Origin of the sequence: Sphingomonas sp. MMS24-J45, assembly GCF_044881195.1 — a bacterium.
Taxonomy (GTDB): Bacteria; Pseudomonadota; Alphaproteobacteria; order Sphingomonadales; family Sphingomonadaceae; genus Sphingomonas.
Genome location: NZ_CP173255.1, coordinates 529,433 through 547,191, shown reverse-complemented (window position 1 = coordinate 547,191; position 17,759 = coordinate 529,433). Strand labels below are relative to the sequence as shown.

General features: G+C 65.4%; 19 protein-coding genes. 6 read left to right on the top strand and 13 right to left on the bottom strand.

The genetic code is table 11. The features are described from left to right. Positions 1 to 33: 33 nt before the first annotated feature. The 8 genes from ychF to AB5I39_RS02825 all read right to left on the bottom strand — a co-directional run bounded on the left by ychF (position 34) and on the right by AB5I39_RS02825 (position 5,833). Positions 34 to 1,134 (bottom strand): redox-regulated ATPase YchF, encoded by a 1,101-nt coding sequence (ychF, locus tag AB5I39_RS02860; RefSeq protein ID WP_404370903.1) that lies wholly within the window; start codon positions 1,132 to 1,134, stop codon positions 34 to 36. A gap of 75 nt (positions 1,135 to 1,209) precedes the next feature. Further along, positions 1,210 to 1,815 (bottom strand): TIGR02466 family protein, encoded by a 606-nt coding sequence (locus AB5I39_RS02855; protein ID WP_404370900.1) that lies wholly within the window; start codon positions 1,813 to 1,815, stop codon positions 1,210 to 1,212. Further along, the gene (gene pth / locus AB5I39_RS02850; RefSeq protein ID WP_404370897.1) at positions 1,812 to 2,387 is read right to left on the bottom strand and encodes an aminoacyl-tRNA hydrolase; all 576 of its coding nucleotides are present in this window, start codon (positions 2,385 to 2,387) and stop codon (positions 1,812 to 1,814) included. The genes AB5I39_RS02855 and pth overlap by 4 nt, the downstream gene beginning before the upstream one ends. 85 nt (positions 2,388 to 2,472) lie before the next feature. Further along, complete coding sequence (locus AB5I39_RS02845; protein ID WP_404370894.1) at positions 2,473 to 3,138, bottom strand: 50S ribosomal protein L25/general stress protein Ctc; 666 nt, start codon at positions 3,136 to 3,138, stop codon at positions 2,473 to 2,475. Positions 3,139 to 3,336: 198 nt separating this feature from the next. Continuing rightward, the gene (locus AB5I39_RS02840; protein WP_404370891.1) at positions 3,337 to 4,218 is read right to left on the bottom strand and encodes a TraB/GumN family protein; all 882 of its coding nucleotides are present in this window, start codon (positions 4,216 to 4,218) and stop codon (positions 3,337 to 3,339) included. A gap of 14 nt (positions 4,219 to 4,232) precedes the next feature. Next, positions 4,233 to 5,171: a TraB/GumN family protein gene (locus tag AB5I39_RS02835; RefSeq protein WP_404370888.1), complete on the bottom strand. Its 939-nt coding sequence runs from the start codon at positions 5,169 to 5,171 to the stop codon at positions 4,233 to 4,235. Between the two features lie 31 nt (positions 5,172 to 5,202). Then, positions 5,203 to 5,652 carry a hypothetical protein gene (locus AB5I39_RS02830; protein WP_404370886.1) on the bottom strand — a complete coding sequence of 150 codons (450 nt, stop codon included), beginning with the start codon at positions 5,650 to 5,652 and terminating at the stop codon, positions 5,203 to 5,205. Further along, positions 5,621 to 5,833, bottom strand: a complete 213-nt coding sequence (locus tag AB5I39_RS02825; RefSeq protein ID WP_404370883.1) for a helix-turn-helix transcriptional regulator — start codon at positions 5,831 to 5,833, stop codon at positions 5,621 to 5,623. Before AB5I39_RS02825 ends, AB5I39_RS02830 begins: the two co-directional genes overlap by 32 nt. A gap of 313 nt (positions 5,834 to 6,146) precedes the next feature. Between AB5I39_RS02825 and AB5I39_RS02820 the strand changes: the two genes are divergently transcribed. The 6 genes from AB5I39_RS02820 (at position 6,147) to AB5I39_RS02795 (ending at position 13,365) form a co-directional block, all read left to right on the top strand. After that, positions 6,147 to 7,016: a glycine--tRNA ligase subunit alpha gene (locus tag AB5I39_RS02820; RefSeq protein WP_404373976.1), complete on the top strand. Its 870-nt coding sequence runs from the start codon at positions 6,147 to 6,149 to the stop codon at positions 7,014 to 7,016. A 41-nt stretch (positions 7,017 to 7,057) separates the two neighbouring features. Continuing rightward, a complete protein-coding gene (gene glyS, locus AB5I39_RS02815; protein WP_404370880.1) occupies positions 7,058 to 9,133 on the top strand; it encodes a glycine--tRNA ligase subunit beta in 2,076 nt (691 codons plus the stop codon). Positions 9,134 to 9,183: 50 nt separating this feature from the next. Beyond that, positions 9,184 to 9,537, top strand: a complete 354-nt coding sequence (locus tag AB5I39_RS02810; RefSeq protein WP_404370877.1) for a DALR anticodon-binding domain-containing protein — start codon at positions 9,184 to 9,186, stop codon at positions 9,535 to 9,537. Positions 9,538 to 9,611: 74 nt separating this feature from the next. Continuing rightward, positions 9,612 to 12,281 carry a pyruvate, phosphate dikinase gene (ppdK, locus tag AB5I39_RS02805; RefSeq protein ID WP_404370874.1) on the top strand — a complete coding sequence of 890 codons (2,670 nt, stop codon included), beginning with the start codon at positions 9,612 to 9,614 and terminating at the stop codon, positions 12,279 to 12,281. Next, positions 12,278 to 12,850, top strand: coding sequence for a DUF1214 domain-containing protein (locus tag AB5I39_RS02800; protein WP_404370871.1), 573 nt, complete (start codon positions 12,278 to 12,280; stop codon positions 12,848 to 12,850). The genes ppdK and AB5I39_RS02800 overlap by 4 nt, the downstream gene beginning before the upstream one ends. Next, positions 12,850 to 13,365: a DUF1254 domain-containing protein gene (locus AB5I39_RS02795; protein ID WP_404370868.1), complete on the top strand. Its 516-nt coding sequence runs from the start codon at positions 12,850 to 12,852 to the stop codon at positions 13,363 to 13,365. Before AB5I39_RS02800 ends, AB5I39_RS02795 begins: the two co-directional genes overlap by 1 nt. On the opposite strand, the gene AB5I39_RS02790 is transcribed toward AB5I39_RS02795, so the two are convergent. The 5 genes from AB5I39_RS02790 to AB5I39_RS02770 all read right to left on the bottom strand — a co-directional run bounded on the left by AB5I39_RS02790 (position 13,362) and on the right by AB5I39_RS02770 (position 17,758). Continuing rightward, the gene (locus tag AB5I39_RS02790) at positions 13,362 to 13,688 is read right to left on the bottom strand and encodes a hypothetical protein (RefSeq protein WP_404370866.1); all 327 of its coding nucleotides are present in this window, start codon (positions 13,686 to 13,688) and stop codon (positions 13,362 to 13,364) included. The genes AB5I39_RS02795 and AB5I39_RS02790 overlap by 4 nt on opposite strands. 74 nt (positions 13,689 to 13,762) lie before the next feature. Then, positions 13,763 to 14,761, bottom strand: coding sequence for a type II secretion system F family protein (locus AB5I39_RS02785; RefSeq protein WP_404370863.1), 999 nt, complete (start codon positions 14,759 to 14,761; stop codon positions 13,763 to 13,765). Between the two features lie 4 nt (positions 14,762 to 14,765). Continuing rightward, entirely contained in the window at positions 14,766 to 15,740 is a 975-nt protein-coding gene (locus AB5I39_RS02780; protein ID WP_404370860.1) for a type II secretion system F family protein, read from the bottom strand. Positions 15,741 to 15,797: 57 nt separating this feature from the next. Then, a complete protein-coding gene (locus AB5I39_RS02775; protein WP_404370857.1) occupies positions 15,798 to 17,096 on the bottom strand; it encodes a pilus assembly protein CpaE in 1,299 nt (432 codons plus the stop codon). Further along, a complete protein-coding gene (locus tag AB5I39_RS02770; protein WP_404370855.1) occupies positions 17,096 to 17,758 on the bottom strand; it encodes a CpaD family pilus assembly protein in 663 nt (220 codons plus the stop codon). The genes AB5I39_RS02775 and AB5I39_RS02770 overlap by 1 nt, the downstream gene beginning before the upstream one ends. Position 17,759: the final 1 nt, after the last annotated feature.

Below are 17,759 nucleotides of genomic sequence, written 5' to 3'. Positions count from 1 at the left end.
CTGTATCCGGCGGTGACCCCGCGCCGTCGTCAATCAGACGTTGAACCGGAACAGCATCACGTCGCCGTCATGGACGACATATTCCTTGCCTTCCTGCCGCAGCTTGCCCGCATCGCGCGCGCCCGCTTCGCCCTTCAGCGTGACGTAATCGTCATAGGCGATGGTCTCGGCACGGATGAAGCCGCGTTCGAAATCGGTGTGGATCTCGCCCGCCGCCTGCGGCGCCTTGGCGCCGACATGCACGGTCCATGCACGCGCTTCCTTCGGGCCGACCGTGAAGAAGGTCAGCAGCTTGAGCAATTTGTATCCAGCGACGATCACGCGCGTCAGGCCGGTTTCCTTGAGCCCCAGCTCGGCCAGAAACTCGCCGCGCTCTTCTGGCGCCATCGTCGCGATCTCGGCTTCGATCGCGGCGGAGACGACGACCGCTTCGGCGCCTTCGGCCTTGGCCTTTTCGAACACGCGCGCGGAATGGGCGTTGCCCTCGGCGGCGTGTGCCTCATCGACGTTGCACACGTAGAGCACGGGCTTGGCGGTCAGAAGCTGCGCCTGATGGAACGCGCGCGCTTCCTCCTCATCCTTGGGCACGGTCAGCCGCGCGGGCTTGCCTTCGCGCAGCAGATCGAGCGCCTGCGCCAGCACGGAGGCGGCGACCTTCGCGTCCTTGTCGCCCTGCGTCGCCTTTTTCTGCAGGTTCGGCACGCGCTTCTCGAGACTTTCGAGGTCGGACAGCATCAACTCGGTCTCGACCGTCTCGGCGTCCGCAATCGGATCGACCTTGCCCTCGACATGCGTCACGTCGCCGTCCTCGAAACAGCGCAGGACGTGGACGATCGCGTCGACTTCGCGGATGTTGCCGAGGAACTGATTGCCGAGCCCTTCGCCCTTGGACGCGCCACGCACCAGGCCCGCGATATCGACGAAGCCCAATTGCGTCTCGATGATCTTGGCCGATCCGGCCACCGCGGCGAGCTTCTGCAGCCGCTCGTCCGGTACCGCGACGTTACCGACGTTCGGCTCGATCGTGCAGAACGGATAGTTCGCCGCCTGCGCCGCCGCGGTCTGCGTCAGCGCGTTGAACAGGGTGGACTTGCCGACGTTGGGCAGCCCGACGATTCCACAGCGAAAACCCATGATGATCCTTGAAGCACAAATATGGTGATGCGCCGCCGATACGGCCTAGCGCGCCGGAACGCCAGTAGCGGGAGCCTACCAGCGATAGTTGAAGCTGATGCTGACCCGCTCGCTCTTGGCATTGCCCGGGACGACCTCGTGCCGCAGCCAGCTTTCCCATAGGAACACACTGCCCGCCTGCGGTTCGACATACACGAAGGGCTTCAGGCTCTCCGGCGCATCGGCGCGACGCGAGGGCGCGGCCATCATCATCGGCAGGCGCGGGTCTTCCAGCTTCAGCGCACCGGCCCCCGGCGGCACTGCGATATAGACCGTGCCCGAAACCACGCTGTGCGGGTGGACATGGCCGGAATGCGTGCCACCGGGTTTGAGGACGTTGACCCACAGATTGTCGAGCTTCAATTTGCGGTCGTTCAGTTCGAACGCGCATTCCTCGGCGAATTTGGCGACATGCTTGTTGAGGAGTTTCACGAGGTCGGCGAACGCTGGGTCGCGATAGGGCAGGTCGTTGAGCGAGGCGTACGACGTATAGCCGCGATAGCCATGCTCCTTCGACCAGTTCCGCCCCGCGCGATCATCTTGCGCTAGCGCCTGGCACGACCGGTCGAGTTCGGCGACCAGCGCGGCATTCTTCAGCCTGCCCTCGTAAAAGGGAGTCGCGAACAGGGTCCGTATGCTCATTTTGCATTTCCTAATCGCAGCGCGACATCGCTCATGAACCGCTGGTCATCGCCTGCGGCGAGCCACGTCACCTCGGCCGCCACCGCGCCCAGCAGATCGGCAAGCGGGTCCATCTCGGCCTTGGCGTAATTGCCGAGCACATAGGGGCTGACCTTGTCCTTATGCCCGGGATGGCCGATGCCGATCCGCACGCGGCGGAAATCCTCGCCGATATGCTGCGTCATCGAGCGGATGCCATTGTGTCCCGCTGCACCGCCGCCGGTTTTCACTTTCACGCGGAACGGGTCGAGATCGAGCTCGTCGTAAAACACCGTTACGGCGTCGGGCTCGAGCTTGAAGAAGCGCATCGCCTCGCCAACGCTGCGGCCGCTCTCGTTCATGAAGGTCGCGGGCTTGAGCAGCAGGATCTTCTGCCCGTTGATCCGGCCTTCCTGGGTCCAGCCCTGGAACGCCTTTTTGACAGGGCCGAAATCATAAAAATCGGCGATCGTATCGGCCGCCATGAAGCCGACATTGTGCCGGTTGAGCGCATATTGCGCGCCCGGATTCCCGAGGCCGACCCAGAGTTGCACGATCGTCTTTGTCCTTCAAACGAACGGGGCAGCGGAAGCTCTCGCTCCCGCTGCCCCGATTGTCTGCATCCCGCAAGGGGGCAGCTTACTCGGCGGTATCGCCCTCGGCAGCGTCCGCCTCGGCTTCAGCAGCCTGTGCCTCGGCAACCGCGGCATCGGCTTCTTCATCCGCAACCGTCGGCACGGTCGGCGGCACGATCGTGGCGATCGCGAAATCGCGGTCGGTGATCGCGGGCTCGGCACCCTTGGGCAGCTTCACGTCCGAGATGTGGATCGACGCGCCCACTTCGAGACCCTTCAGCGAAATCGCGATTTCGCTGGGGATGTCGGCGGCGTCGCACACCAGTTCGAGTTCATGGCGCGTGATGTTGAGCACGCCGCCCTGCTTGGCGATGCCGGGGGCATCATCTTCGTCGGTGAACACGACGGGCACGTTGACGTGCACGGTCGAATGCGCGCCGATGCGCAGGAAATCGACGTGAGTCGGGCGGTCGGTGACGGCGTCGAAGGCGACGTCCTTGGGCAGGGTGCGGATCGTCTGGCCACCGGCTTCGATCATCACGACCGAATTCATGAAGTGACCCGTCATCAGGAGGCGCATCAGCGCTTTTTCCTCGACGTGGATCGCCTGGGGATCCTGCTTGTTGCCGTAAATCACGGCGGGGACGCGGCCTTCACGACGAAGCGAACGGGAGGCTCCCTTGCCAACCTGTTCGCGCGTCTCGGCTGCGAGCGTCAATTGGTCGCTCATTGCAAACTCCGATTACGTTAGGGTTCAGATCATCGACCAGGCCTCCAGGGATGACCCTGATCGAAGCGGCGGCCTATAGGGGAGGGCGCACGAATGTGCAACCGGCACGGCGCGCCACGCATTCCACCTCCCCGGCGAAGGCCGGGGCCCAGTCGCGACCGCGCAGTAATTGCGGGATACTATCCGATCAAAGTCGGCTTACTCCACCCGCTCCACCGTCAAGCCGCGCTGCCGCAACAGCGCAACCACAGACTCCCGCCCGACCAGATGCCCGGCCCCAACTGCGACGAACACGCGTCCCGGCCGCGCCAGCCGGCTGACCACCGCACCCGCCCAGCGGCGGTTGCGATCGATCACCACGCTGCGCCGGATCGCCGGGTCACCGAGGAGCGGTGTCAGTGTCGCGGCCAAGCCCGCTTCATCGCCCGTCGCCCAGGCCGTGAGCAAGCGCCGATACCCGACGTCGGGCGCAAGCGCGTCGCGCGCCGCCGCCATCAGCAAGCGCCGCTGCGCCGCCTCGGGCAAGCGATCGAACATGCGGAATTGCCCGTCGCGCGTCTCCAGCGCGCCGATCGCCCGCCCGCCAAAGCGCGCGGCCAACACCGGCTCGACGCCCATGCCCGTCTCCGCGCCGGAGCCTTCGCCCGCACCCGCGCCGATCGCCAGCGCCGCGGCCCATGTGGTGAGGGTGTCGAGAGCCGCCGGTGCGACGCCCGCGGCGGCGATGCCGCGCTCCAAGGTGCCGCGGTCTCCCGCAGCAACTCGGTCGCGTAGCGGCGGCAGGCCGAAGCGCGTCGCACTCGCCGCGAAGGCCGCGCGCGCTTCAGCCGGGTCAGCAGGCGCGATTTCCAGGATCAGCGTATCGGCGGCATCGATCGCGCGCATGACCTCAGGCGTCTGCCAGCGCACTTCCGGCGGCAACGCGTGAATCGACCCGAACAGCCAGATCGTCGTGTCTTTGTCGGCCACACGCCACAAGGCCGGCCGCGCCTCGATCGTAGGGCGCGGCCGACTGCAGGCGGCAGTAAGGAGGGTCAGCGCGATCGCCAGCGCGGCCAGCAATCGCGCCACTGCGCGCATGGCGTGCCTCTCGCTCAGTACTTCACCCGCGTCGCGGTCAGGTGATGCTTGCCGAGCTGCACCTGCACGCTGTCCTTGCCGGCCAGATGCCCGGCCCCGACCGCGACGAACACCGTCCCCGGCGTCTTCAGCCGGTTGTCGATCCAGTCGGCCCAGCGCATGTTGCGATCGACCAACAGCACCTTGTACAAGTTGGGCTGGCTGGTCAGATCCTCATTCATCAGCGCGCTCAGCCCCTCGGCATCGCCCGCCTTCCAGCGTTCGACCATGCCGTCGATCGTCGACTTGAACTTGTCGACATCCTTCGCGCCCGCCATCAGGAAGGCGATCTGGTCGGATTCGGGCAGGTCGTGGAAATAGCCGAGTTGCTGCTGCAGCGTTTCCAGCCCGGTGACTGGCTTGCCTGCTGCCTTGGCGGCCTTGTCGAGCGCCATTTCAGCACCGTCGCCCGGCGTGTAGCCTGCCTTCTGCAGCGCGATCTGCCCCATGGTGACGGCGGCGAACCACGGTTCGAACTGGTCGAACTGGCCGATCGCGGCTTCCGGAATCCCGAGCTTGGTCATCGCGGTGACATAGGTCGCGCGGTCTGCCTCGCTCAGCTTCTGGCGCAGCGGCGGGCCATCGGGGTCGATCGCCAGCGGCAGCACCACTTTCTGCGCCTCTGCCGGATCGGGCAGCGGGATTTCGAGCACGAGCTGCTGGCTCGCGTCGAACGCCTTGCGCACCGCCGAATCGAACCAGCTCAGCCGCGGCGTCAGCGCGTGGACCGTGCCGAACAGATAGATCGTCGTGTCCTTGTCCTTCACCACCCACAGAGCCGGGTCGGCCGGGATGGGAGCCTCCGCTATCTTAGGCGCAGGGGCGGCGGACGTCTGGGCGGGGGCGGCTTGCGGCGCGGTGTTGCCGCCCAGCAGCAGGGCTGCCAGCGCGACCGTCATCGTCTTGTAATCCATTGGTCTCTTTCCTTATTCTGGAAAATTGAGGTCAGCGCAGCTTGCGCCACAGATAGGCGATCATCGTCGTCGCGAATACCGCCAGGTACAGGATCATCGCATCGGGGGCGGGGAGCAGTCCGCCCTTCCACAGGATCAGCCACACCGGGTAGCCGAGCAGCAGCAGGTTCGCGCCCATCGTCGCGGCCCAATAATTGTCGAGCCGCTGCAGCTCATCCATGCTGCGATGATACAGCACGCTGCCGATGCTGACCGCCACCACCATGATCGCGGCGGCGAGGATCGCGAACCATGCGGGCATCGTGCCGCCCGCTGCGATCGGCGCGTCGCGTTGCTCGACCAGCGCGGCGGTGAAGCCGACCGCACCGCCGATCAGTGCCAGCACCACGAAATTGCGGATCGTGCGGCGCCCGCGGGCGCGGTCCGCCGCTTCGCCCGGGCCGACGCTCTTACCGGTCATCGCCCATTCCTTGTTCATCATCGAAAATCTCCTCGATCGGCATGGCGAACAGGCGTGCCAGCTTGAAGGCAAGCGGCAGCGACGGATCGTATTTGCCGGTTTCGATTGCGTTCACGGCCTGGCGCGACACGCCCAGCCGTCCGCCGAGTTCTGCCTGGCTCCAGTCGCGCTCGGCACGCAGCACCTTCAGGCGGTTCTTCACGGCGTCCACCGCATCACGACCACAAGACCGTGAAGAGGGTCACGAACACCGTGAACAGCGACGATCCCAGCACGACCCTCTCGTCGGGCTTGCTCGTTCGGTCGGGGCACATCCGTCATCTCCGTCATGCGACGCTGACCCAATGTCAGCTGTCCATGACTAAATGCAAGCGATTCGTGACATTGTCAACTACCCCTGACAAAAAGTCAGCCGGAGGCGACTTTGCCGCGATCCGCACCGCGCGCGGTTGACCCTCTCGCGGCGCTGCGGCAAAGCCCGCCGCGTGACCGACCAACCCCTCAGCTTCCAGGCGATGATCCTCCGGCTCCACAGCTATTGGAGCGAGCATGGCTGCCTGATTCTGCAACCCTATGACATGGAGATGGGGGCGGGGACGTTCCACACCGCGACGACGCTGCGCGCACTCGGCCCCAAGCCGTGGAACGCCGCCTTCGTCCAGCCGTGTCGCCGCCCGACAGACGGGCGCTACGGCGAGAATCCCAACCGGCTGCAGCATTATTATCAGTATCAGGTGATCCTGAAGCCTTCGCCGCCGAACCTGCAGGAGCTGTACCTCGGCAGCTTGGCGGCGATCGGGATCGATCCGCTGCTCCACGACATCCGCTTCGTCGAGGACGATTGGGAATCGCCGACACTCGGCGCCTGGGGGCTGGGCTGGGAAGTGTGGTGTGATGGGATGGAAGTCACCCAATTCACCTATTTCCAGCAAATGGGCGGGTTTGACATGAAGCCGGTCGCGGGGGAACTCACCTACGGCCTCGAACGCCTCGCGCTCTACATCCAGAACAAGGACAGCGTGTACGATCTCGCGTTCAACGACGCGGGCGTGACGTACGGCGAAGTGTTCCACGAAAATGAGGTCGAGATGTCGACCTGGAACTTCGAAGTGGCCGACACCGACAGCCTGTTCGACCAATTCCGCAAACATGTCGCCGAATGCGAGAATTGCCTGAACGCCAAGCTGCCGATCCCGGCGTACGAACAGGCGATCAAGGCAAGCCACGTTTTCAACCTGCTGCAAGCGCGCGGCGTGATCTCGGTCGCGGAGCGGCAAGCCTATATGGGCCGCGTCCGCGATCTCGCGAAGGGCAGCTGCCAGGCGTGGATGGACCGCAACACCGATGCGTGGAAGGCCGAGTATCCGACATGGAGCGCGGCATGATGGGTAGACATCATTCCTCCCCATGCCTGGGAGGATTCTAAGTGACCGACTTTCTTCTCGAACTCCGCTCCGAAGAAATCCCCGCGCGGATGCAGGATCGCGCGCGGGAGGATCTCGCGAAACTGTTCGCTGCCGAAATCGCCAAAGCAGGCCTGGCCGCAGCCGAGACCGTCACCTACGCCACCCCGCGCCGCCTCGCGCTGATCGCGCGCGGTCTGCCGGACCAGACCGCCGCCGTGTCGGAGGAAACCAAGGGCCCCAAAGCCTCGGCCCCGCCGCAAGCGCTCGAAGGTTTCCTGCGCAAGACCGGCCTGACGCGCGAGCAACTCGTCGAGCGCGACGGCGTGCTGTTCGCGATCGTCGACAAGCCCGGCCGCGCCACCGCGGCGGTGCTGGCCGAGGCGATCCCCGCCGTCATCCGCGCCTTCCCCTGGCCCAAGGCGATGCGGTGGGGCGATCAATCCACCACGATGGAATCGCTCCGCTGGGTGCGCCCGTTGCAGGGCATCGTCGCTTTGTTCGGCGATGAGGTCGTGCCGTGCGAGATCGCCGGTATAGCGAGCGGCGCGGCCACCGTCGGCCACCGCTTCCACCATCCCGGCGTCATCACGATCGGCAATGCCGACGATTATGTCGAGAAGCTGCGCGCCTGCCACGTCATCGTCGATCAGGCCGAACGCCGCCAGATCATCGCGCTCGGCGCGACCATGGCCGCGCGCAAGGCCGGGCTGGAGCTGGTGCAGGACGAGGGCCTGCTGACCGAGAATGCCGGCCTCACTGAGTTCCCCGTGCCGCTGCTCGGCCGCTTCGACGCTGCGTTCCTCGACGTGCCGCCCGAAGTGATCCAGCTCACCGCGCGCGTGAACCAGAAATATTTCGTGTGCCGCGATGCCGAGGGCAACCTGGCCAATGCCTTTGTCTGCACCGCCAATATCGATGCGACGGACGGCGGCGCGAAGATCGTCGAGGGCAACCGCAAGGTCCTCGCCGCGCGGCTGTCTGACGCGAAATTCTTCTACGAAACCGACTTGAAGGTGCCGCTCGAGGAGCAGGCCAAGAAGCTCGACCGCATCGTGTTTCATGAGAAGCTCGGCACGGTGGCGGACAAGGTCGACCGCGTCGCGAAGCTGGCGCGGTGGCTGGTCGAGGAGGGGATTGTCGGGGGTTCAAGTCCCTCCGGCGCTACCACGCTCCACCCCGGCGAAGGCCGGGGCCCAGTTGCGGAACCCGATTTGGCTGGGGACGGCGCTGCGCTTTCGGACGCTGCGCGACTGGGCCCCGGCCTCCGCCGGGGTGGAACGGAAGAGCTGGCCGCGCTCGCAGACCGCGCAGCGCGGCTGTGCAAGGCCGATCTCGTCACCGGCATGGTCGGCGAATTCCCCGAACTGCAGGGCCTGATGGGCGGCTATTACGCCGCCGCGCAAGACGAAGACCCCCGCGTCGCCGCGGCGATTCGCGATCACTACAAGCCGGTCGGGCAGGGCGATGATGTGCCGACCGATCCGGTGACGGTGGCGGTGAGTTTGGCGGATAAGCTGGATACAATTGCGGGATTCTTCGGGATTAACGAGAAGCCTACGGGATCAAAGGATCCGTTTGCTTTGCGCCGAGCAGCGTTAGGTGTGATCCGTCTCATTACGATGAATCAGCTGCGAATGGGCTTCCGTCGCACGCTAATACAAGCGCTTACGCAGCACGGAGTATTCTGGTGGAACCGGCTGCTCGCTGGTGCCCGGCGAGTCGACGCTATTTCTGAAGCTAGAATGGAGAGTTTCTTCGCTTTGGCGTCTCAACACGACATCAAAGCGAATGGTCGGCAGGTCGGCAGCTTAGAAGATTCATTAACTGCTCGTCTGTCTGAAGACGAAGTGCCTGGGGCGGCATTCGCGTTCGCCGACATGAAACAACTCGAAATTGTCCCTTTTTTCGGGGAGAGGCTCTCTGTCCAGCAACGCGAAGCGGGCGTCCGCCACGACCTGATCGACGCGGTGTTCGCGCTCGGGGGGAGGACGATCTCGTCCGCCTGCTCGCCCGCGTTCACGCGTTGCAGGCGTTCATCGGGACGCCCGACGGGGCAAATTTGCTCGCCGGGTATAAGCGCGCGGCAAATATTTTGAAGAAGGAGGGGTTCATTGCTCCTCCCCTCCCTGGAAGGGAGGGGCTGGGGGTGGGTCGGCCTGAGGCTGGCGGCGATCTCTCCCCACACCAACCCACCTCCAACCCCTCCCTTCCAGGGAGGGGCGGCGAGATTGCGCTGTCCTACACGCCCGAACCGGCAGAGACTGCGCTCGCCAACGCGCTCGACTCGGCCGAACCCGCCGCTGCCGCCGCGATCGCTGGCGAGGATTTCGAACGCGCGATGGCGGCCCTGGCCACCTTGCGCGGCCCGATCGACCAGTTCTTTGAAAGCGTGATCGTAAACGACCCCGACGCCGACAAGCGCGCCGCCCGGCTGGCGCTGCTCGATCGCGTCCGTAGCGCGGTCCACACCGTTGCCGATTTCTCGAAGATCGAGGGCTAACATCGTCGATGGTGTGACTCTTGTGTGACTTTAAGATCGCCTCCCCAGCGAAATCAGACAGTTAGAGGTATGAAATGACACAGTATGTCTATCGCTTCGGCGGCGGGGTTTCGGATGGGGGCAAGGGTGATCGCAACCTGCTCGGCGGCAAGGGCGCGAATCTGGCGGAGATGGCCTCGATCGGCCTGCCGGTGCCGCCGGGCTTTACCATCTCGACCGAATTCTGCGCGGTCTATTACGACGAAGGCGGGCAATTCCCCGCTGCGCTGAAGGCCGAAGTCGCCACCGGCATCGCGCATATCGAAGGCGTCACCGGCAAGCGCTTCGGCGATGCGAGCGACCCGCTGCTCGTTTCGGTCCGCTCCGGCGCGCGCGCGTCGATGCCGGGCATGATGGACACCGTCCTCAACCTCGGCCTGAACGATGCGACGGTCGAGGGCCTCGCCGCCACCAGCGGCGACGCGCGCTTCGCCTGGGACAGCTATCGCCGCTTCATCCAGATGTATTCGGACGTCGTGCTCGAACTCGATCACGGCAGCTTCGAGGAAGCGCTTGAAATCGCGAAGGAAGATCGCGGCTATTTCCTCGACACCGATCTCACCGCCGCCGACCTGCAGGCGCTCGTCGCCGAATATAAGGCGCTGGTCGAGGCGCAATGGGGCAAGCCCTTCCCGCAGGACGTGCATGACCAGCTGTGGGGCGCGGTCGGTGCAGTGTTCGGCTCATGGCAGTCCGAGCGCGCGAAAGTCTATCGCCGGTTGAACGACATCCCGGCAAGCTGGGGCACTGCGGTCAACGTCCAGGCGATGGTGTTCGGCAACATGGGCGATACCTCGGCCACGGGCGTCGCCTTCACCCGCGATCCCGCGATCGGGACCAAGGCCTATTATGGCGAATTCCTGATCAATGCGCAGGGCGAGGACGTCGTCGCCGGTATCCGCACCCCGCAATATCTCACCACCGCCGCCCGCGAGGCTGCCGGTGCCAAGCCGCTGTCGATGGAAGAGGCGATGCCGGTGGTGTTCGCCGAACTCGCCAAGGTGTTCGACCTGCTGGAAACGCATTACCGCGACATGCAGGACATCGAATTCACCGTGCAGCAGGGCAAGCTCTGGATGCTCCAGACCCGCAGCGGCAAGCGTACCGCCAAGGCCGCGCTGAAGATCGCGGTCGACATGGCGAACGAAGGGCTGATCACCCGCGACGAGGCGGTCGCGCGTGTCGATCCCCAGGCGCTCGATCAATTGCTCCACCCGACGCTCGATCCCAAGGCGGTGCGCGACGTACTGACCAAGGGCCTGCCCGCCTCGCCGGGGGCGGCATCGGGCCTGGCGGTGTTCGACAGCGACACCGCCGAGAGGCGCGCCGCGGCGGGTGAATCGGTGATTCTGATCCGCACCGAAACCTCGCCTGAGGACATTCACGGCATGCACGCGGCGCGCGGCATCCTGACGGCGCGCGGCGGCATGACCAGCCACGCCGCCGTCGTCGCACGCGGCATGGGTCGCCCCTGCGTCTCAGGCGCGGGCAGCATCTCGATCGATGCCAAGGCTGGCGTGATGCGCGTCGCCGGGCGTGAGATCAAGGCGGGCGACATGGTGACGATCGACGGCACCACCGGCGAGGTGATGGCGGGCGAAGTGCCGACGGTGCAGCCCGAACTCTCCGGCGATTTTGCCGCGTTGATGGTCTGGGCGGATGCCGCGCGGCGCCTGAAGGTGCGCGCCAATGCCGAAACGCCCTTGGACGCCAAGACCGCTCGCGATTTCGGGGCGGAGGGCATTGGTCTCTGCCGCACCGAACATATGTTCTTCGATGCCGAGCGCATCACCAACGTCCGCCAGATGATCCTGGCCGAGGATGAGGCCGGTCGCCGCGCCGCGCTCGAAAAGCTGCTGCCCGAACAGCGCAGCGACTTCGTGCAATTGTTCGAAGTGATGGCCGGCTTGCCGGTGACGATCCGCTTGCTCGATCCGCCGCTGCACGAATTCCTGCCGCACCAGGAATCGGAGTTCGCCGATGTCGCCGCGGCGGCGGGGATCGCGATCGACGTGCTCAAGCGCCGCGCGGCCGAGCTGCACGAATTCAACCCGATGCTCGGCCATCGCGGCTGCCGCCTCGGGGTCACCTACCCCGAAATCTACGAGATGCAGGCACGCGCGATCTTCGAGGCGGCGGTCGAGGTCGCGGTCAAGTCGGGCGCGGCGCCGATCCCCGAGGTGATGATCCCGCTGGTCGGCACGCGCCGCGAGCTGGAGCTGATGAAGCAGGTCGTCGACAAGGCCGCGCAAGCCGTCTTCGCCGATAAGGGCCGGGAGATCGAGTATCTCGTCGGCACGATGATCGAACTGCCGCGCGCTTGCCTGATGGCGGGCGAGATCGCCGAGGTCGGCGAGTTTTTCAGCTTCGGCACCAACGATCTGACGCAGACGACGCTCGGCGTCAGCCGCGACGACGCTGCGCGCTTCCTCACCACCTATGTCGAACGCGGCATCTATGCCCGCGATCCGTTCGTCAGCCTCGATGTCGAGGGCGTCGGGCAGTTGATCGAACTGGCGGCGGAGCGGGGCAGGGCGGCGCGTCCGGGCATCAAGCTCGGCATTTGCGGCGAACATGGCGGCGACCCGGCGAGCATCGCCTTCTGTGAAGGGGCAGGGCTCGATTACGTCTCGGCGTCGCCCTATCGCGTGCCGATCGCCCGGCTCGCGGCGGCGCAGGCGGCCTTGGCGGCAAAGCAGCAATGAAACCCTGGGCGCGCTATCTGATTGGCGCGCTCGCCGGGGTTGCGGTCGGGCTGGGCGGGACCGTGTATCTCGTCCGGGGCGCCGCGCTCGGCAACAATGTCGCGATCGGCCCCTGGGCGACGGGGCGCACCTTCGGCTCGGCCAGTGCCGATCCGTACACGCGCGCCGTGGTCGCGGTGAAGGGCCTGCTCGCACTCCCGGCGCAGGAGGCGCGCTATTACACCGCCGCCACCGACAGCGACGGCGCGCCGCTCGACGGACGCTGCCGCTATCTGATCCTGGGCGGAGAACTGCCGGCGGCGTGGTGGAGCATGACCGCCTATGATCCCGCCGGGTACCTGATCGCCAATCCTTCCAACCGCTTCTCGATCGCGAGCAACGCCTTCCAGAGCGGCGGGCGCGGTGGCTGGTCGATCCGGCTCGCCCCGACGCAGCAGCCCGGCGCGTGGTTGCCGAGCGGCGGCGTGGAGCGGCTCGAACTGACGCTGCGCACCTATCTGCCGAGCGACGGCGGGGCGGGCAATCCGAGCGTCGATGTGCTGCCGCATATCAAGCGGGAGGGCTGCTGATGGCGCGCTGGACCGGACCCGCCCTGCTCGGCCTGATCGTCGCGGGCGCGACCTGCTATGCCGGGCTGGTCTTCGCGCCGGACGTGCTGATGGGGGCGGCGATCCGGCGCGTGTCGGAGGGTGGCTTTGGTCGCTTCAGCCACGTCCCGCTCGCCGATGCTAGCAGCCGCCGCATCGTCCGGCCGAGCCCCGATCTGGCTTATTCGTCCTGCCCGTATGACGTGTCGAACGGGCCGCTGCTGATCGACGCGGTGCCGGTCGCCGCGCCCTATTGGTCGCTGTCGATCTTTGATTCGCGCACCGACACGGTGTTCGTCCGCAACGGCGGGCAAGCGCAGGGCAAGCCGTTCCGCGTCGTAGTGGCGCTGGCGGGGCAGGCGGTTCCGGCCGGGTATGAAACGGTCCGCGTCCACGGTGCACGGGGTATCGCGTTGGTGCGGATCCTGGTCGCCGATCGTGCGGCCTTCCCGGCGCTCGACCGCTCCCGCCGCGCCACGGTCTGCCGCGCGGGTTAATCCGCCCGCGTGAACCAGCCCTGGCGCGGAGTTTCCGCTTCGGGCGGTACAGCGGCGGCGGCGCGCAGGGACGCGATTGTCCGCTCCGCCTCGGCATGGTCGGCGCGCACCGCCTCCAAATCGCTATGCAAGTCGCTTGCGCGCTGGTTCGCGGCGCGGAGGCGGTCCTTCGCCTCGGCTTGGAACGCCGTAAAGCGTTCGGACTGCGTGCGCAGCCGTCGCTTCCATTTGGCCGCATTCGGCGCGCTGGCATAGCCCAGCAACCAGCCGCCAATCAGCACGGTGCCCAACAGAACGAACTGTTCCAGTGTTGTGAACGGCATGGCGACGCCCTTGCGGTTTCGGTCGGCGGCAATCCTGCCGTCAACGCCGCGCTGGAGCAAGCGTCCAGAAGGGCTTAGACGCCGTTCTTGAAAGCGTCCGAAATCGAGCAGGCCGCCGGGCCAAGGATGACCACGAACAGCGTCGGCAGGATGAACAGGATCAGCGGGATCGTCATGATCGCGGGCAGGCGCGCAGCCTTTTCCTCGGCGCGCATCATGCGTTCGTTGCGGAATTCGGCCGACAGCACGCGCAGTGCCGAAGCGAGCGGCGTACCGTACTTTTCGGTCTGCACCATCGTCGTCACGACGCCCTTCACGGCGTCGAGCTTCACGCGCTGCGCAAGGTTCTCGAACGCCTGGCGCCGTTCGGAGAGGAAACCCAGTTCGATCGCGGTCAGCGTGAATTCGTCGCCCAGTTCAGGGTACGCCTTGCCCAGTTCGCGCGCCACGCGGTTGAACGCGGCGTCGACGGTCAGTCCCGCTTCGGCACAGATCACCAGCAGATCGAGCGCGTCGGGCAGGCCCTTCTGGATCGCCTGCGATCGCTTGGTGATCTTGTTGTTGAGGTATAGATCAGGCGCCTTGTACGACAGGATGAAGTTGCCGGCGACCAGTCCGTACGCCTTGAACGGCGTCCAGTCCGAGAACATTTCGGTCCCATAGACCAGATACAGCACGAACACGCCCCAGGTCAGCGGGATCACGAGGCGGCCGAAGATGACCGCGACGGCATATTCCTTTGACCGGATACCGGCCTGCATCAGCTTGATCTGCGCGGCCTTGACCTGGCTTTCCTGCAGCACTTTCATGCTGGACAGGAGCGCCTTGATCCGGTCGGTCGTCTCGTTCTTGGTGACCAGCTTCGCGCGGCGCTTGGTCGATGCAGTGATGCCCGCCTTCAACTGTTCGCGCCGATCGTTCAGCGCCTTGACGCGCTTGGTCATCGGGTCGCGCGCGGTCGTAACCGCATAGATCGCGAGCAGCACCATGAAGGCTGCGACCCCGGCGAGCAACGTCGCGACGGTGTAAACATCGACGCCGAGGATGACGGGTCCGGTGGGGGCGTTGGTCATCGCATCAGATCTCGAAATTGACCATCTTGGCCATGATGAACGCGCCGATGCCCATCCACAGCAGCCCACCGGCACCGGCGACCATCAGCCGCTGATCGATGAAGAAGTTCTGCATGTAGCTGCCATTGATCATCCAAATCATGCCGAACACGATGAACGGCAGCGACCCGACGATATAGGCGGAGGCCTTGGATTCGGACGACATCGCCTTGATCTTCAGCTTCATCTGCCCGCGCATGCGCAGCACGGTCGCGAGATTGGCGAGCGTTTCGGCCAGGTTGCCGCCGGTCTCGCGCTGGATCGCACAGGTGATGACGAAGAACTGGAATTCGGGCGTGCCGAGCCGGTCGGCGGTTTCCTGAAGGGCGGCATCCATGGTGCGGCCGATTTTCATCTTGTCGGTGATTGACTTGAACTCGACGCCGACCGGTCCATCGAGCTCCGCACCAACGACGGCAATCGTCTCGGTGATGGGCAGGCCGGAGCGCAGGCCGCGCACCAACAACTCGATCGCGTCAGGAAACTTCGCATTGAACTGCGCGATGCGGCGCTTGATGAAAAAGCCAACCGCCATGTGCGGAATGCCGGCGCCAACTACCACGCCGACCAACAAGGCGAGCAGGATCGGCAATCCGGCGAAGATCAGCATCAACGATACGACCGTAACGAGACCAAGGGTCGCCATGCCGTACTGACCGACCGTCCACGGCTTGCCGGTCATCGCCAGACGCTTCTTCAGCACCGCGGGACGCGGCATGAAGCGCATCGCGGCGGCGTCCATCTTGTTGCTCCGGGCAGCCGCAATCCGCTTCATCTGCGCATCGACGAGCGCGTTGGCCGATTCATTGTGGCGTGCGCGCACCGCGCCCAGACGGCGCGTGCTCGCCTTTGCGGCGTTGGGGCCGCTGAACGCGACGGCCATCAGCACGAGCACGATGAACGCACCCACACCCAGCGAAAGGACCGGTATCAGTTCCACAGGCCTATCTGGCGCTCCGTTTCGTTACGACGGGGTTTACGGCCCCGCCCAGGCGGCTCATTTCTTTTTGGAAGGGCGGGCAATCATCGACTTGAAGTCGAACTTGCCCATCAACGACGTGCCCTTTCCGGCGGGCTTCTTCTTTGCGCCGGGCGTGTTGCTGTCGATCGACTCCGCCGAATTGCCGACCGCCATCAACTTGGTGGCGAGATCGACCAGCGGCGCGATCGTCTTGTTGCCCTTGCCTGCTTCGGCGAACGGCTTGCCCAGCTTGGCCGATTGCGCGGCGAGCTTCTGGTCGAAATTGACCATGAAATCGATGCGGCGTTCGATCGAGCCTTCGAAATCCTTGCGGCTGATTTCCAGCACGGCGGCCGGATGGACGCGGTTGGCAACCACCACGACTTGCGTCTGCGGTGCGTTCGACTTCATCCAGGACAGCAATCGGATCGTGTCGCGCGCAGCGGCGAGGGTGAGTTCCGTCACGATCACCGCGACCTGAATATCGCTGATCAGGTGCGGATGCTGCACCAGCATTCCGCGCGGCAGATCGACCACGGTGCATTCGAACGCGGCGCGCATTTCCTCCTGCAATTGGTAGAAGGCGGCACCGTCTGTCAGCACCGGCGAGTTGATCGGTGCCTCGGCCGATAGCACCGACAGGCGCTCGCTCGATTTCACCATCGCGCGTTCGATGAACAGCCCGTCGATGCGGCTGGGGTTTTCGATCGCATCGGTCAGTCCGCGGCCCGGCTCCAGATCGAGCGACAGCGCGCCCGTGCCGAAATGGACGTCGAGATCGAGCAGCGCGGTCGTCCGCGCGCCTTTCTCGCTCAGCACCCAGGCGACGGACGTGGCGATCGTCGATGCGCCCACGCCGCCACGCGCGCCGATGAAGGCGGTGGAGATGTGCGGACGGTCGGTCCCGGCCTCAACCGCTTTGGGCGCATTGAGGATCGCTTGCGCATTGGTGAAAGCCTCGCGCAGCATGTCGGGGTTGAGCGGCTTGAGCAGATAATCCTGAATGCCGCTGACCACGAGATCGCGGTACAGCCGCACGTCGTTGACCTGGCCCGCCGCAATCACGACCGTTCCCGGCTCGCACACCTCGGCCAGCGCGTTGATGTCGTTCAGCGGGTCGCCGCTTTCCGACAGATCGACGAACAGGATTTGCGGCGAAGCGGAGACCGAGAGCGATTGCACCGCGTTGCGCAGGCCGCCCTTGTTCACCTTTTCCGGCGCCCAGCCCATCTCGACCGCGATCGGGCGCAGCGTTTCCGCGGTGGTTTCGTCGCAGACAAAGGCGGTAAACGGGTCGCGCAGACCGATCCGCCCCGGATTGAAGGGTGCGTTCATCAGTTGCCGCCTTTCGAGCTCTCAGCCTTGACCGTCGCGCCACCGGCCCCGGTCGGCGTTGCCTTGCGATACATATCGATCGCTTTGCCGGATGTTGCGGTGTCGGTAATGCCGTTGCCGGTCTGCCCCCGGACCAGATCGGTCGGGTTGGCGACCATCGCGGCAAGATTGGTATTGATCGCGCAGCCTTGGTTCGATCCGGTATGCCCTTCGAAATCGGGACCACGAACGCGGCTGAAATCGGGGCAGCTCGGGACGCTGGCCTTCATCCGGCTGACCACGACGCGGACCGTGCCAGGAACGACGGGCGCGTTGGTCAGCGGCGCTTCGTCCGACACAAGCAGGCCGTAGCGGGCGACCTCGCGCGCAACATCGTCGCGCACGCCGCTGCCATTCGGGTTGGGATCGTCGATCGCGACTTGATCGCCATAGCCGAGGCGCAGCGAGCCCATCCATCCTGCCAGCCGCTGTTCCTCACCCGGCGCTAGGCCGTTGCCGCTGGTCGCGACGTCGAGCGCATAATCGTTGCGGCTGACGACGGGCTGGTGAACCGATTCGAGCCCGCGATTCTCCGTGCCCGAACCCGGCCCGACGGTGGTGCACGCGCCGATCAGCAGGGCAGGGGCCAGGCCGGTCGCGATCAGAAGTGTACGTTTGTACATG